This window comes from Senegalia massiliensis (assembly GCF_900626135.1).
In the GTDB taxonomy this organism is placed as follows: Bacteria; Bacillota; Clostridia; order Tissierellales; family SIT17; genus Anaeromonas; species Anaeromonas massiliensis.
Genome location: NZ_LR130785.1, coordinates 1,571,808 through 1,587,125, shown reverse-complemented (window position 1 = coordinate 1,587,125; position 15,318 = coordinate 1,571,808). Strand labels below are relative to the sequence as shown.

General features: G+C 26.7%; 18 protein-coding genes. All 18 read right to left on the bottom strand.

Translation table 11 applies throughout. From position 1 onward, the window contains the following. Window positions 1–72: 72 nt before the first annotated feature. The 18 genes from pyrR to E0D94_RS07820 all read right to left on the bottom strand — a co-directional run bounded on the left by pyrR (window position 73) and on the right by E0D94_RS07820 (window position 15,250). Entirely contained in the window at window positions 73–606 is a 534-nt protein-coding gene (gene pyrR / locus E0D94_RS07905) for a bifunctional pyr operon transcriptional regulator/uracil phosphoribosyltransferase PyrR (protein WP_130806820.1), read from the bottom strand. Window positions 607–755: 149 nt separating this feature from the next. Next, entirely contained in the window at window positions 756–1,664 is a 909-nt protein-coding gene (locus tag E0D94_RS07900) for an RluA family pseudouridine synthase (protein WP_130806818.1), read from the bottom strand. A 4-nt stretch (window positions 1,665–1,668) separates the two neighbouring features. Next, entirely contained in the window at window positions 1,669–2,127 is a 459-nt protein-coding gene (gene lspA / locus E0D94_RS07895; protein ID WP_130806816.1) for a signal peptidase II, read from the bottom strand. Window positions 2,128–2,218: 91 nt separating this feature from the next. Continuing rightward, window positions 2,219–2,875: a TraR/DksA C4-type zinc finger protein gene (locus E0D94_RS07890; RefSeq protein ID WP_130806814.1), complete on the bottom strand. Its 657-nt coding sequence runs from the start codon at window positions 2,873–2,875 to the stop codon at window positions 2,219–2,221. Window positions 2,876–3,181: 306 nt separating this feature from the next. Further along, a complete protein-coding gene (locus E0D94_RS07885) occupies window positions 3,182–3,994 on the bottom strand; it encodes a bifunctional 3-deoxy-7-phosphoheptulonate synthase/chorismate mutase (protein WP_130806812.1) in 813 nt (270 codons plus the stop codon). Window positions 3,995–4,010: 16 nt separating this feature from the next. After that, window positions 4,011–4,712: a 5'-methylthioadenosine/adenosylhomocysteine nucleosidase gene (locus E0D94_RS07880; RefSeq protein ID WP_130806810.1), complete on the bottom strand. Its 702-nt coding sequence runs from the start codon at window positions 4,710–4,712 to the stop codon at window positions 4,011–4,013. A gap of 51 nt (window positions 4,713–4,763) precedes the next feature. Next, entirely contained in the window at window positions 4,764–5,231 is a 468-nt protein-coding gene (locus E0D94_RS07875; protein ID WP_130806809.1) for a DivIVA domain-containing protein, read from the bottom strand. A 15-nt stretch (window positions 5,232–5,246) separates the two neighbouring features. Then, window positions 5,247–6,038 carry a YlmH family RNA-binding protein gene (locus tag E0D94_RS07870; RefSeq protein WP_130806808.1) on the bottom strand — a complete coding sequence of 264 codons (792 nt, stop codon included), beginning with the start codon at window positions 6,036–6,038 and terminating at the stop codon, window positions 5,247–5,249. A gap of 8 nt (window positions 6,039–6,046) precedes the next feature. Next, window positions 6,047–6,322, bottom strand: a complete 276-nt coding sequence (locus E0D94_RS07865; protein WP_130806807.1) for a YggT family protein — start codon at window positions 6,320–6,322, stop codon at window positions 6,047–6,049. A gap of 16 nt (window positions 6,323–6,338) precedes the next feature. After that, entirely contained in the window at window positions 6,339–6,788 is a 450-nt protein-coding gene (locus tag E0D94_RS07860) for a cell division protein SepF (RefSeq protein WP_130806806.1), read from the bottom strand. Window positions 6,789–6,800: 12 nt separating this feature from the next. Then, a complete protein-coding gene (locus E0D94_RS07855; RefSeq protein ID WP_341274572.1) occupies window positions 6,801–7,484 on the bottom strand; it encodes a YggS family pyridoxal phosphate-dependent enzyme in 684 nt (227 codons plus the stop codon). Window positions 7,485–7,502: 18 nt separating this feature from the next. Then, on the bottom strand, window positions 7,503–8,756 hold the full coding sequence (locus E0D94_RS07850) for a biotin/lipoyl attachment domain-containing protein (RefSeq protein ID WP_130806804.1): 1,254 nt from the start codon (window positions 8,754–8,756) through the stop codon (window positions 7,503–7,505). A gap of 80 nt (window positions 8,757–8,836) precedes the next feature. After that, window positions 8,837–9,211, bottom strand: coding sequence for a hypothetical protein (locus E0D94_RS07845; protein WP_130806803.1), 375 nt, complete (start codon window positions 9,209–9,211; stop codon window positions 8,837–8,839). A 141-nt stretch (window positions 9,212–9,352) separates the two neighbouring features. Further along, complete coding sequence (gene spoIVA, locus E0D94_RS07840; protein WP_130806802.1) at window positions 9,353–10,831, bottom strand: stage IV sporulation protein A; 1,479 nt, start codon at window positions 10,829–10,831, stop codon at window positions 9,353–9,355. Between the two features lie 156 nt (window positions 10,832–10,987). Then, the gene (locus E0D94_RS07835) at window positions 10,988–11,989 is read right to left on the bottom strand and encodes an NAD(P)H-dependent glycerol-3-phosphate dehydrogenase (RefSeq protein ID WP_130806801.1); all 1,002 of its coding nucleotides are present in this window, start codon (window positions 11,987–11,989) and stop codon (window positions 10,988–10,990) included. Between the two features lie 10 nt (window positions 11,990–11,999). Continuing rightward, the gene (gene plsY, locus E0D94_RS07830) at window positions 12,000–12,599 is read right to left on the bottom strand and encodes a glycerol-3-phosphate 1-O-acyltransferase PlsY (RefSeq protein WP_207289672.1); all 600 of its coding nucleotides are present in this window, start codon (window positions 12,597–12,599) and stop codon (window positions 12,000–12,002) included. A gap of 1 nt (window position 12,600) precedes the next feature. Then, entirely contained in the window at window positions 12,601–13,917 is a 1,317-nt protein-coding gene (gene der, locus E0D94_RS07825) for a ribosome biogenesis GTPase Der (RefSeq protein ID WP_130806800.1), read from the bottom strand. 10 nt (window positions 13,918–13,927) lie between these two features. Next, window positions 13,928–15,250, bottom strand: coding sequence for a DUF512 domain-containing protein (locus tag E0D94_RS07820; RefSeq protein WP_130806798.1), 1,323 nt, complete (start codon window positions 15,248–15,250; stop codon window positions 13,928–13,930). Window positions 15,251–15,318 lie beyond the last annotated feature (68 nt).

Sequence of the window (15,318 nt, the reverse complement as noted above, 5' to 3'; positions counted from 1 at the left end):
TACCTCCTTTATTTTAGGAGGGAGAAAATTCTCCCTTTCTAGTATCACAGTACTAGATTAAAAGTTATACAATTATTCTTTTATTGTAACTTCATCACTACCATCTGTCTCTTTAAAATTAACATTTATTATTTCATTCTTTGATGTAGGAACATTTTTACCTACAAAGTCAGGCCTTATTGGTAATTCTCTATGACCTCTATCTATTAATACGGCTAACTGTATTTTTTTGGGCCTACCATTATCTACAATAGCATCAAGTGCAGCTCTTACAGTTCTTCCTGTATATAATACATCATCTATTAAAACAATAATTTTATTAGATATATCAGTTGAAATTTGAGAACTCTTAATTAATGGTTTATCTGCTACTTCTGACAAGTCATCTCTATATAAAGATATATCAAGCTCTTCAACTTTTACTGTTTTACCTTCTATAGTTTTAATTTTTTCTGCTATTCTTTTAGCAAAAGGAACCCCTCTTGTCTTTATTCCTACTAATACTACATTTTCTATACCTTTGTTTTTTTCAATTATTTCATGTGATATTCTCGTAGTAGCTCTATTTATAGCTTTTTCATCTAAAATTACAGCTTTTGTTTTAATATAATCACCTCCATATAATAAAAACTCCTCATCACTGATAAGGAGTTTTTAAAATTCTAAGATTTTCGTCCCTTACCAGCATCTCGTGCAGATTTAAAGGTCTTTATTCATATTTTTTCAATTATAACATATTTAATATAGATTGTCTACTATTTATCTCTTATGATTCTAAGTAAATTAGAAAAATCTTCAGGTAATTCAGATTCAAATTCTAAATATTCCCCACTTCTAGGATGTATAAACCCAATTATTTTAGCATGTAGTAACTGGCCTTCCAAATTAAACTTTTGCTTTTTTATACCATAGACTTTATCTCCTACAACAGGATGTTTTATATATTTCATATGAACTCTTATTTGATGAGTTCTGCCAGTCTCTAGTTTAGCTTCAATTAAAGTATAATCTTTGAATCTTTCAATAACTTTAAAATGAGTAACAGCATGCTTGCTATTTTCTTCAGTCACACACATTTTTTTTCTATCTTTTGGATTTCTTCCAATAGGTGCATTTATTATTCCTTTATCTTCTTTTATATTTCCTTCTACTAAGGCAATATATCGTCTATTGATAGTGTGTTTCTTTAATTGCTCTGCTAAACTTAGATGAGCTAAATTAGTTTTAGCTATCATCAATAGGCCTGTAGTATCTTTATCAATTCTATGCACTATACCTGGTCTTATATTTCCATTTATATTTGATAGTGTATCTAAATGATATAATAATGCATTGACTAATGTAGAATTATAATTACCAGGGGCAGGATGAACTACCATACCTCTTGGCTTATAAACTATAGCAACATCATAATCTTCATATATAATATCAATGTTTATATTTTCTGGTATTAATTCAAGTTTCTTTTCTTCAGGCAATTCAATATATACTTTATCTCCTTCACTTACTATATACTTTGATTTTATTAATTCATTATTTACTTTGATTTTATTTTTCTTAATAAGTTTCTGAATATATGATCTTGAAAAATCATCTAATTCATCAGCTAAGTATACATCTATTCTTTCATTAGCATCATCTTCAACATTAATTTCAATATCCATTAAATCACTCTTTTCCCTTTTCTTCATAATTATCTGTCATCACTAATATAACTAACAATATAGTTCCTATAACTATAAAGCTATCTGCTATGTTAAACACTGGAAAATCATAAACATCTCCAAAATTAACATCTATAAAATCAATAACATAGCCAACTCTAAGTCTATCAATAAAATTTCCAATAGCCCCACCAAGAATCATAACTAAACTATAGTTCATTATTTTAGTATTATTATATTTATATATATATAATATAATACCAAATACAATAATTATAGTAATTATTAAAAAGAATGTTCTTTGAGAATTCATTATTCCAAAAGCAGCACCATAGTTTCTTACATAATTTAATTGTAGAAAATTTTCAATTAATACAATGGGAGCTTCTCCTTCTAAATTAACCACAGAAAAATACTTTGTTAGTTGGTCTAATATAATAATTAAAATAGGTATTATGTACATTTACTTCCTCCTCAAATAGTCTATAATTATAATTCTAATAGATATTAATAATAATTACAATAAAAACAATAAAATAAGAGCAATTAAGCTCTTATTCTTTTTGATCATCTGGTATATCTTCCCTATGTTCTCCCGGCATTTGTCCTTCATAAAATTCTTCTGAAATACTTTCAATATCTTCAACAGATCCTTTATCATTATCATCAAATACACCATTATAATCACCAGTAGAATTTGATGGATCATTTTCTATCCTATTAAATTGTTCTACTTTTTGTATTATGTCTTCACCATCAGTACCTACATAATCTTTATCATCTTTGTTCATCCTTCGTAAAATATTACTAAGATATTCTTGTTCTTTAGTATCAGTCATACCTATAACTTCATCTATTTTTTCTCTATGATTTTTGCAAGTCACTGTATAAGGTATTATATCTAATCTTTCTTCTTCTATTTCTTTTCCACAAACTATACAATTACCAAAATTTCCTTCATTAATATTTTTTAAAGCAATATTAATTTTAGTCATAATATTTTTTTGATTATCAGATAATTTAATATTATGCTCTTGCATAAATAACTCTGTTCCAATATCAGCAGGATGATTATCATAAGCAGATATTTCACCACTAGCATTTGTAATAGAGCCATCAAAATTGTCTTTTATACCTTTTATTGTTTGTTTTATATCCTCTCTTTCCTTTAATAACATACTTTTATATTTATCAACTTTATTTTTATCCATAAATATCCTCCTTATTTTTTTACCTATACTACTATCATACCCATAAAAAAATCCTCACTATCTATATAATGAGGATTTTTAAAATTATTTATTCTTTTATGTGAAGTAAGTTAAGTATAAATAAAAATATAAAAGATTATTTTTCTCATATTTTGCATTATAAAAATGAGAAAGTAGCAAGAAAAAAAATAATAAATAGTCGGTATTTTTAATTTCCATATGACACCTCTCAATAATTCATACTATTTTATACTATTATCATATGAATTATATTAGATTTAGTTATTATTATTTAAAAATACCTGTTTATATATTCTTGATACAGCTATAAACTTTTTTTGTAGTATCCATAAGCTTCTCAAATTCTCTAAAGTCAATAGATTGTTTCCCATCTGATAGAGCTTCATCAGGATTAAAGTGAACCTCTACCATTATTCCATCTGCTTTTACAGAAGCAGCCGCTTGTGACATAGGTCTAACTAATTCTCTAACTCCTGTTCCATGACTTGGGTCTACTATTATAGGTAATTTTGTAAGAGTCTTAATAATTGGTACAGCAGTTATATCTAATGTATTCCTGGTAAAGTTATCAAATGTTCTTATCCCTCTCTCACAAAGAATAATATTGTCATTACCTTCCAAAGCTATATATTCTGCAGCCATTAACCATTCCTCTATAGTTGCATTCATACCTCTTTTTAACATTACAGGTTTGGATACTTTTCCCACTTCTTTCAATAATGAATAGTTTTGCATATTTCTAGATCCAATTTGTATTATATCAATAAATTCCAAAGACTTTTCTACATCTCTAGGATCTAATATTTCTGAAACAACTTTTAAATTGTATCTCTCACCACATTCTTTTAAATATTTTAAACCTTCAAAACCTAAGCCTTGAAAAGAATATGGTGATGTTCTAGGTTTAAATGCACCACCTCTAAGGATTTTAACTCCTTTCTCAGCTAGAAATAAAGATACTTTTTCAATTTGTTCTCTACTTTCTATTGAACAAGGACCAGCTATAATGTTGAACTCTCCATCTCCTATTTTAATTCCATTACCTAGATCTATTATTTTATCTTTTCCATCTTTTCTACCGATATATCTTAATTTCATTCTAATTCCTCCATACTTACTGCTTATAACTCTTTAAAATCCTTTTTAATATTCCAAATGATCTCTCACTAGCTAAATCAACAAACTCATTAAAATTATCATTTGCTGAACCATCAGCCTTATCTGAGATTGATCTTATAATTAAAAAAGGTTTGTTATTTATATAAGCAGTATGTCCAATTGCAGCTCCTTCCATCTCTACACAATATGCATCAAAATTATCCCATAACCTTTTTTTAATTTCTTTTGATGATACAAAAATATCTCCTGATACTATTCTGCCTTTATATACACTTCCATATTCTAATTCTTTCTCAGAAGAATTTATAGCCAATTCTATTAAATATTTATCAGCATTAAATGCTAATACTTCTAATCTAGGGATTTGTCCTAAAGGATATCCAAAGCTTGTTGCATCAAAATCATGTTCTAAAACATCTGTTGATACAACTATATCTCCTATTTCTATTTCTTCTTTTACTCCTCCAGCAACTCCTGTATTTATTATGATATCAACTTCATATTCACTAATTAATAGCTGAGTTATAATTGCTGCATTTACTTTTCCTATGCCGCACCTTACTAATACTATTTTTTTACCCTCAAATACCCCTTTATAAAAAGTAGTTTTAGCTTTAACAGACTTTTTTTCTATTTCCATTTCATTTTTTATTTTTTCAATTTCTTCATCCATTGCACCTATAATTCCAAATATCATTTTAACAGCTCCTTACCCTTTATTTTTAACAATAAAAAAGGGGTTTCCCCCTTATTCTTCAATCATTATATTTTCTTCTACAAAAAGTTCTTCTGACATTTCTAACTGTGATTTAAGTAATGTTTTAAATTTCATTTTAAAGAGAAGCATTTCTTTTTTTACTTCTTCATATTCTTGCTTTATATTCATAACTTCTTTATTTGCATTATCTATTATTTCTCGTGACTTTCTTTCAGCTTCTTCTATTATATTGTCACTTTTTTCTTTAGCTGTATAATTCACTTCTTCAGCAGTTTTTTGAGCAACTACCAATGTCTTTTGTAATGTATCTTCCATACTATTATAGTATTTTACCTTATCATTTAAAGCAGACATCTTATCTTTTAATTCTATATTCTCTTTATGTAATCTTTCATAATCAGAAATTATTTCATCTAAAAATGTTTCAACTTCTTTTATATTATATCCCCTAACGCCTTTGTTAAATTCCTTATTTTGAATGTCAAGTGGTGTTAACATTTTTATGCCTCCTTATTATATGTATTTATATATTAGTATTCTTAATTTTCCTTTCTTACTTTCACCTAATATATCTTCAAACTTAACTCTACCTTTTTTTCTAACAGATATTAACTCCCCACCATTTAGATTATAAGATATATTATCTATCGGTTTAAAATCAACTTTAACTTTACCAGATTTAATCATGTTTGAGCTATCTTTTCTTGACAAATTAAAAATTGAACTAACTATTACATCCAAACGAAGCGAAGAAACTGTTGTATATATTTTTTTATGTTTTTTTTCATATTCTATAATATCTTGCTTGCATATTTCTTTAATTGTAACAGACTGGGTTCCAATTTTTTCTAAATTTAAAATTATGTAATCTTTTAATTCAGGAGATATTATTATCTGTGCATATTCATCTGAAATAATAATATCTCCAATTTTTTCTCTTTTAATTCCAAGTCCCATAAAAGAACCTAATATATCTTTATGACTTATTTTAGAAAAATCATAATTACTAGTAATTTCTAAAACGGATATTATATCATTAAATTTAGTATAACTTAGATATTCGGGATATAAAATTATCATTTTTCTTTCTGCATTATCATAGCCGCCTTCTTCATGATAACTTATATCCATAAATCTATTTAATATAGAATAAGAAAGTTTTCTTTGATATGGATTCAAAAAATCAGTTGATATAATATTTTTGTCTCGCATAACAATTTCTATGTTATCTAATAATTTCCTCAAATTAATGATTTCATTTTTATCATCTATATGTTCCAAATATTTCTTTTTGTCATCAATCATATTTGCTCCTATATTAATAACCTAATAATAAAGGTTCCAACTATATCCAAAGCTAAAAAAGCTAATAAAGGAGAAAAATCAAACATTCCAGTACTTACTCCTAATTTACTTATAAGCACTCTAAAAGGATATAAAATCGGCTCTGTTATTCTATAAATTGAATTTAACAAAGGATTTCTTAAATCTCTTATTATTAAACTAAGAAAAATCCTTGCTATTACTAAAATCTTAAGTACCTGTATAAACATTCTTACTGCCCTAATTAACACATAATTATCTATCACTAAATCCACCTCTTAATTATTTCTGCCATGGAAAAATACCCTTGTTTTTTAATTCCTCATGTATAATTCCATCTATTTCTACATTGCTTGGAGCTAAAATAAATATATCTATTGCAACTTTTTGAATATTACCCTCTAATGTATAGATTGCTCCACTTGTAAAATCAAATGCTTTTCTTTTCTCATCATCATCCATTTGTTGCAAATTAAGTACTACAGGTTTTCTACTTTTTACATCATCTATAGCCTTAGCAATATCTTCATATATTTCAGGCTCATGAATTACAAGTTTCATATTATTGTTAGTATGAATATTAAATACTTTTTTTTGTTTATTGGATCTTCTAGAATTTTTTTCTTCTTCTACATACTCTTCTTCTTCTTCAAAATCATCATACTCTTCATCTAAGTCTTCTAGCCCTACAAAATATTTTACTTTATTAAAAATGCTTCCCTTTTCTGCCATTTTTATTCCTCCTTATTTTCTTTTACCAAAAATACCTGTACCAACTCTTACTAAATTTGATCCTTCTTCAATTGCAATTTCAAAATCATTAGTCATCCCCATTGAAAGATATTTCATATCTATATAAGGAATTTCTTTTTTCTTTATATCTTCAAATAAAGATTTTGCTTCTTTAAATACATACCTTATATTTTCAGGTTCCTCATCAAATGGAGCCATTACCATAAGACCTTTTACAGCTATAAAAGGATATTTTTTAAGAGATTCTATAAAATCCCATATCTCCTGTTTTTTTATCCCAAACTTACTTTCTTCTTCTGCAACATTTACTTGTATTAATACATCAACTACTCTATCAATTTTTCTAGCTCTTTTATTAAGCTCTTTAGCAAGAGATAGCCTGTCAAGAGAATGAAATAAATTCATTTTATCTATTATGTATTTAACCTTATTAGATTGTAAATGTCCTATCATGTGCCAATTTAACTCTTCTTTATTTAGACTATCATATTTATCCATTATTTCTTGAACTTTATTTTCTCCTATATGATATAATCCAGAATCAATTATTTCTTCTATGGATTCTATAGATTGAGTTTTTGTAACAGCAATTAATTTTACATCAGATCTATTTCTATTTGCTCTATTACATGCATCTTCTATTTTTCCTTCTATCAATTTAATATTTTCTTTAATTGAAATTTTAATTACCTCCTATTTATCCATATAATTCTCAATTATATTTTTTTCAATTATTACCTCATCATAAGCTTCTATTGAACTTTGATTTGTTTCATCAGGTAAAGCAATGACAAAATCATCTTCTGAATAAATTACGTTTATAGATTTAAATTTAATGATAGAATCTACATTTTTTGTGTAAACTCCTTTAACATCATCTTTTTCAACAACAGCCTTTGAAGGTATTCTTAACCCATGATACTCTTTTAAAATTATATCAATATCTAAAATTCTATCTTTATAATATTTATATAAATAAGAGTCCAATTCAATTAAAACTAATGCATTTTTTTTACTAGTATTTATTTTTAAAATTTTACCATTTATCTTTTTATTATCTTTCTTTATTCTAATATTTATGCTTTGTTCTTCATCTAACTCTTTTGCATCTTCAATAGAAATATTTGTAGCTATAAACCATTTAAAATCTTTTATAACTTTCACAATAGGATCCCCTACTGAAGAATCAGATATTTTTTTAATATTTTTAACCTGAGGTTTTTTTATATCTATATCACTTGGATTTAAATTAGTCATATTATGAACAGTATATTTAGTTTCATAACCATCAAATAAATAAGACACAAGTCCTGACTCATTACTAACAATTGAATTATTATTTTTAGAAATCTTTTCTAATAATTCTTCTTTTTGATTTATTAATTGTCTAGTTGTATAACCCATAAATCCATTTTGTTGAGAAATAGTTTTTAATTTGTCCTGTTTTTCTTTAAGTTGATTTTCTAACTCTTTTATTTCTTTAGAGTTTTCTTTTTCATTAGCTTCTGAAATGTTTTTTTCAATTTCATTTATTTCTTTTTCTAATTTTTTGAAGTCCTTATTAAACAAAGTATTGGATTTATTCGCTTTATTAAGCTTGTCTATTTCTTTTTCAATATTATCTATTTCTTTTTCATAGTCTTCAATATTAGATAAGTTTGCTTGAGTCATTAAAACTTGATTTTTAGAGATTTTTTCTCCTTCATTATGATAAAATTTTAATTTTCCTTTACTTTTTGCTTCATATATAGTTTCATCTTTTATTGTTATTGCTTTACTCTCTATTTTTTTTTCAATTTCTTCACTTTTAACAAGAATAGTCTGAGCTTTAGAACTATATAAATTCGGCAAAAACATAAATAATATATATAATGTAACTATAATCAAAAAGAAAAGTTTAACAGTTCTCTTTCTTTTTCTTTTAAGTTCTCTTTGTTGTTTACTCATTTCTACACCTCAAACTGTGATATCCTATTAAATATACTTCTATCTTTATTATAAATTTCCTTCTTAATTAAAAATATTTATTAAAAAAATCTTCCATATTTACTTATTAGTTTTACTCTTTTAATTTTAGTTACACTTAGATCTAAAACCTTATCTTTATGTGTAACTAACAATACTGAATTTTCCTTTTCCTTAGCCCCTATTACTATACCACTAAATTTCTTATTAGATTTAAGTAAAATAGAAATTTCATCTCCAGTTCTTACTTTAAGATTACCAAGCAAAAATTCACTTATATCTGCCTCATTTATATGTTCAGAAGTAACAGATTTATTATCTATTACAATAGTATTTTCTTTTAAATAGATTTTTTCTTTAATAACAACTAAAATATATCCTAAAATACTAACTATAAGTAAAATAAATGCTATATTTTTTAAAAAATAAAATAACAAAACATCACTACTTTCTAAAATTGATATTTATATATTATTGTTTTCATTAAGTATACCATAATTTCACTAATTTATAAATATGATAAAAATAATAAAAGGCCAAAATATATAAATATTTTGACCTTTTAAACTAATTCCATTTTATATGATAATGCAAATTAACCCACCACTACCTTTATTTATTATTCTTTGTAGTGTTCTTTGTATTTTACTTCTAGCATCAATTGGCATCATATTAATTTTAGTTTGTAATTGTTCATTTACTAAATCATGTAGAGATTTTCCAAACATATTTGTTTCCCAAATTTTTGCTGGATCATTTTCAAATTCTTCTAATAAATAATTTACCAATTCTTCACTTTGTTTTTCTGTACCAATTATAGGTGATACCTCTGTAGCAATATCTGCTCTTATAAGATGTAGTGAAGGAGCATTTGCTTTTAATTTAACACCAAATCTATGACCTTCTTTAAATGTTTCTGGTTCTAAAAGCTCTAATTCTTCTATACTAGGAGATACTAATCCATAACCACTTTGCTTTACATCTTCTAAAGCCTGTGCTATTTTATCATGTTCTTTTTTAATTTGCGAAAGTTTTGTTATTAGATTTAATATTTGATGTTCTCCTTTTATATCATATCCTGTAGATTCACTTATTACATTATAGAATATACTATCATCTACAGCTAAATCTATATTAACTACTCCTTTTCCTAAATTTATTTCATTAATATTAGTTTTTTCAATTGTTTCACATTCAAATATATTTTCTACTGCTTTATTTATTTCACTTAATTTATGTATTCCTGAAGTGTTTTCTATAACAGTATCAATAATTTGCTTCTTCAAAGAATGCTTAGTACTTAGTCCATCTACCCAACCAGGTAAATCAATATTTATTTCTTGAATTGGAAATTCTAACAATACTTTGTTTAGAGTAGATGTAATGTCTTCTATTTCTAAATTCATACAATCAACAGCTATAACAGGAACATTATATTTTTCTTCTAAATTTTCTTTAAGTGCCACTGTACTATCAAGTGTTGGATGCTTAGAATTTAAAAGTATAACGAATGGTTTATCTAATTCTTGAAGTTCTTTAACTACTCTTTCCTCTGATGCAATATAACTTGACCTATCTATTTCTGTAAATGATCCATCTGTTGTAACAACTACGCCTATTGTAGAATGATCAGTTATTACCTTTCTTGTTCCTATCTCAGCAGCTTCTGCAAAAGGTATTTCTTTTTGATACCATGGTGTTGTAACCATTCTTGGCATATTATTCTCTTCATGACCTAATACACCATCTACTAAATAACCTACACAGTCAACCATTCTTACCTTAAATTTAATATTATCATCTAAAACTAAATCTACAGCTTCACTTGGTACAAATTTAGGTTCTGTAGTAGTTATTGTTTTCCCTGCGCCAGATTGAGGAAGTTCATCTTTTGCCCTTTCTTTTCTATGTTGACTTTCTATGTTTGGAATTACTAGCTTATCCATGAATTTTTTGATGAATGTTGATTTGCCTGTTCTTACTGGTCCTACAACTCCAATATAAATATCTCCATCTGTTCTTTCAGAGATTTCTTTATATATATTGAACTTATCCACTAACGTCGCCTCCTTTATAAATTAAACAAAATCATATATCTTCTTAAAGTATATATATTGAAGTTGTACCGATAATATTACAAGCTTTAAAAAAAATATAAAAAAATGTTTAAAGTATTCAATTGAATACTTTAAACATTTTTAAAATCTATTTATCTACATCTCTACTTCATGAGTTTTATCTCTAAGCATTAAATTTATTACAGAATTTTTTACATCTTTTCCTTTATATAAAACTTCATATATTGCATTTATTATAGGCATTTCAACATCTAGTTTCTTTGCTAAACTATATGCTGATTTAGAAGTTTTAATACCTTCAACTACCATTCCAACTATACGACTTGCTTCTTCCATTGAATGACCTTCTCCAATTTTTATACCAGCCCTTCTATTCCTACTATGCATACTTGTGCAAGTTACTATTAAATCGCCAATTCCAGAAAGTCCAGCAAAAGTCATAGAATTTGCTCCCATTTTTTCACCAAGTCTTGCTATTTCGATTATTCCTCTATTCATAAGAGCAGCTTTAGTATTGTCTCCATATCCAAGCCCATCTGATATACCTGCTCCAAGTGCTATTACATTTTTAAGAGCTCCGCCAAGTTCTACACCTATAACATCTTCATTTGTATACACCCTAAATTTAGGAGTCATAAAAAATTCTTGTACATATAATCCTACATCTTCATATTTAGAAGCTACTACTATAGCAGTAGGAATGTCTTTTGCAACTTCTTCTGCATGAGATGGTCCTGATAATACAGCATATTTAGAATTAGGTACTAATTCTTCAACAATTTCTGAAATTCTATAAAGTGTACCTACCTCTATACCTTTTGCCACATTAACTATTATTTGACCAGGTTTTATATCATGTTTTATTTTTTCAATAGTATTTCTAACTGCTTGAGTTGGTACTGCTAATAATAAAATATCTTTATCTTTTATTGTTTTATCAATACTAGAAGTTATATTTATATTATTAGGAAGAATTACTCCAGGTAAATACTGAATATTTTCTCTAGACTCATTCATTTGTAAAGCTTTTTCTTCATTTCTAACCCATAAATCAACTTCTACACCTTTTTTAGCTAACAATATACTAAGAGCAGTACCCCAACTTCCGCCTCCTAATACACCTATACTTTGACTCATATAAATCCTCCTATTTTGCTTTTTGTCCTATTTTGGATTCACATCCATTTAGTAGTCTTTTTATATTAGATTTATGTCTAATTATCGCTAATAATGCTAATGCTGTCAAGAATAAAATATATTCTAAATTAAAGGGCCGTATTATAATTAATCCTATAAAAGGTACTAATGATATAGCAGAAACAGAACCAAGAGATACATATCTAGTTTTTATTATTATTATTATTCCTATTATTATTGCAATTAAAGCAGGTATAGGATGTATAAAAGTTGCAGCACCAATTGTTGTTGCAATTCCTTTACCACCTTTGAATTTAAGTACAATAGGAAAATCATGTCCTATTACTGCAAATAATCCTGCTATTAGTCCTCCAGTATCTCCAAGTAGCATTTCACCTATTATAACTGCTATAACTCCTTTTAGAGCATCAAAAATAAAAGTTATAATGGCAAACTTTTTACCAAAAACCCTTAAAGCATTTGTAGCCCCAGCATTTCCACTACCTTTTGTTCTAATATCAGTTCTTTTAATTAATTTACCTAAAATATAAGATGTGGAAAAATTACCAATTGCATATGCTATTAGGGCTACTAAAAGGATATCTATCAAATTATTTCCCCCTTTCTCTAAATTCAAATAGAATAGGTGTACCCTCTAATCCAAAAGAAGCTCTCAATTGATTTTCTAAATATCTAGCATATGAAAAGTGCATTAATTCTTTATCATTTACAAAAATTATGAATTTAGGTGGCTTTGATGCAGCCTGTGTTGCATAAAATATCTTAAGTCTCCTTCCTTTATCAGAAGGCGGTTGATTCATAAGTATAGCTTCACCAACTATATCATTTAATACTCCAGTTTTTATTCTCATAGAGTGGTTATTTGATACAACTTTAATTAAATCAAGAATTCTATTTATTCTCTTTCCTGTTAAAGCAGATACAAGTAATATTGGTGCATAAGTCATAAATGGTAGCCCTTCTCTAACTTCTTTTTCAAATTTCAAATAAGTTTTATCTTCTTTTTCTATTAAGTCCCATTTATTGACTAAAATTATAGATGCTCTACCATTGTCATGTGCATAACCAGCTATTTTTTTATCCTGCTCTGTAACTCCTTCTTCAGCGTCAATCACAATTAAACAAACATCTGATCTTTCAATTGCTGTAAGAGCCCTTACAACGCTATACCTTTCAATATTCTCAGTTATCTTTCTTTTTTTTCTCATTCCAGCAGTATCAATGAAAACATATTTTTCATCTCCCACATTAAAAGGGGTATCAATAGCATCTCTTGTAGTGCCTGGAATGTCACTTACAATTACTCTATCTTCTCCTAAAATTTTATTTATAAGAGAGCTCTTCCCTGCATTTGGTTTTCCTATAACTGCTACTTTAGTTATATCTTCTTCATATCCAGTATCTTTATCATCTGGAAAATTAGATATAACTTCATCTAGTAAATCTCCTATACCATATCCATGACTTGCAGATATCATTATTGGTTCTGATAACCCTAATTCATAAAATTCATATATAGTATTAGGAGGTGTATGAGAATCAACTTTATTAGCTACTAATATAACCTTTCTATTAGATTTTCTAAGCATATTTGCAACTTCTCTATCTGTAGAAGTTAAACCTTCTTTCCCATCTACCATAAAAAGTATTACATCTGCTGTTTCTATTGCAATTTCAGCTTGCGTACGCATTTGAGATAAAATAATATCTTCACTATTTGGTTCTATACCTCCAGTATCTATCATATTAAAATAATTATTTAGCCATTCACCTTCAGCATATATTCTATCTCTTGTAACTCCTGGCTCATCTTCTACTATTGATATTCTCTTTCCTGCAATTCTGTTAAACAAAGTCGATTTACCTACATTTGGTCTTCCAACTATAGCAAGTATCGGTCTTCCCATATCATCACCTCTAATTTATTAATGTATTTATAAAATCTTTTCCATTTACTTTAGATATACGTATATCTTTTTGTATTTTGCTTTTTATATCACTAACAGTTAAATCATCTAAAAATACTTGTTCTCCACTTCTTAGCATTGATTCAGGTATAACAAGTTCATCAAATTCTTCATTTATAACATTCTTAAGTAAATCTTTTCCGGTAACTAAACCTGAAACAGTAATAGTATGACCAAAAAAGTCATTTTTAACTTCAATAACCTTAATTTTTAATCCAGAAATATTCTCACTTATTATTTTAGCAATTCTCTTCATAAAATCATATGCAAGAGTTCCAGTTGCAAGTAGTACTGTTTTATTTACATTTATATTAGTCATATTTTTTAATTCATTTTCTATACTAGATTCAAAATCTCGAAGCAATCCTACTCCATTTTCTATTTGAGGAAACCCTTCATAATCTTCATAGCTAGGTAAATCCAAATCAGCTAAAACATAAAATTCATCTGATGCAAATATAAACCTACTTCCAAATTTATCTAAATATTTTCTTTGATAGCTACTTATTTCCTTTAAAAGTTTTATAGATTTTTCTTTATCATAACTATCTATTTCTTTCAATCCTGCTCTATGCTTTGTAATACCTACAGGTACAACTGCCACACTTTCAATATTTGGATAAAGTTTTGATAAATCATCAAGAGTTTTTTCAAGCTCTATTCCATCATTTATTCCATGTATTAAAACAATTTGTGCATTCATCTTTATATTTGCTTCATTAAATCTCTTTAATATATTATATAATTTGCCTGCATTTTTATTATTTAACATCTGCTTTCTTAATTCTTTATTTGTAGTATGAACAGATATATTTATAGGACTAATTCTATATCTTATTATTCTATTTATTTCTTCATCACTCATATTAGTAAGAGTAATAAAATTGCCTTGTAAAAATGATAACCTAGAATCATCATCTTTAAAATATAATGTCTCTCTCATATTTTCAGGCAATTGATCAATAAAACAAAACATACAATTATTTCTACATCTTTTTGCTTTGTCAATCAATGAATTAGAAAATTCTATGCCTAAATCTTCATCATATTCTTTTTCTATTTCTAAATCCCATATTTCACCATTTGACTTTTTTATTGTTACAACTATATAATCATCTGCTATATGGAATTTATAATCAATAATATCTTTTATTTCATTATTATTGATAGAAATAAGTATATCACCAACTTCTACATCAAGTTCCTCTGCTATACTATTTTCTTTTACATGTTCTATTATATTTATATTATCATCAATATTACGTAATTCCATTATTTTGTCCTTCCTAATTAGTACCTGGTATTAATATTATACCACAATACCTTATATTTTCCTATCAT

Excerpts from the sequence above, each read along its gene's own strand:
- E0D94_RS07900 (WP_130806818.1), bottom strand. The coding sequence starts at position 1,664 with ATGGATATTGAAATTAATGTTGAAGATGATGCTAATGAAAGAATAGAT.
- lspA (WP_130806816.1), bottom strand. The coding sequence starts at position 2,127 with ATGTACATAATACCTATTTTAATTATTATATTAGACCAACTAACAAAG.
- E0D94_RS07890 (WP_130806814.1), bottom strand. The coding sequence starts at position 2,875 with ATGGATAAAAATAAAGTTGATAAATATAAAAGTATGTTATTAAAGGAA.
- E0D94_RS07885 (WP_130806812.1), bottom strand. The coding sequence starts at position 3,994 with ATGAAATTAAGATATATCGGTAGAAAAGATGGAAAAGATAAAATAATA.
- E0D94_RS07880 (WP_130806810.1), bottom strand. The coding sequence starts at position 4,712 with ATGATATTTGGAATTATAGGTGCAATGGATGAAGAAATTGAAAAAATA.
- E0D94_RS07875 (WP_130806809.1), bottom strand. The coding sequence starts at position 5,231 with ATGTTAACACCACTTGACATTCAAAATAAGGAATTTAACAAAGGCGTT.
- E0D94_RS07870 (WP_130806808.1), bottom strand. The coding sequence starts at position 6,038 with ATGATTGATGACAAAAAGAAATATTTGGAACATATAGATGATAAAAAT.
- E0D94_RS07860 (WP_130806806.1), bottom strand. The coding sequence starts at position 6,788 with ATGGCAGAAAAGGGAAGCATTTTTAATAAAGTAAAATATTTTGTAGGG.
- E0D94_RS07850 (WP_130806804.1), bottom strand. The coding sequence starts at position 8,756 with ATGAGTAAACAACAAAGAGAACTTAAAAGAAAAAGAAAGAGAACTGTT.
- E0D94_RS07835 (WP_130806801.1), bottom strand. The coding sequence starts at position 11,989 with ATGAGTCAAAGTATAGGTGTATTAGGAGGCGGAAGTTGGGGTACTGCT.
- der (WP_130806800.1), bottom strand. The coding sequence starts at position 13,917 with ATGGGAAGACCGATACTTGCTATAGTTGGAAGACCAAATGTAGGTAAA.
- E0D94_RS07820 (WP_130806798.1), bottom strand. The coding sequence starts at position 15,250 with ATGGAATTACGTAATATTGATGATAATATAAATATAATAGAACATGTA.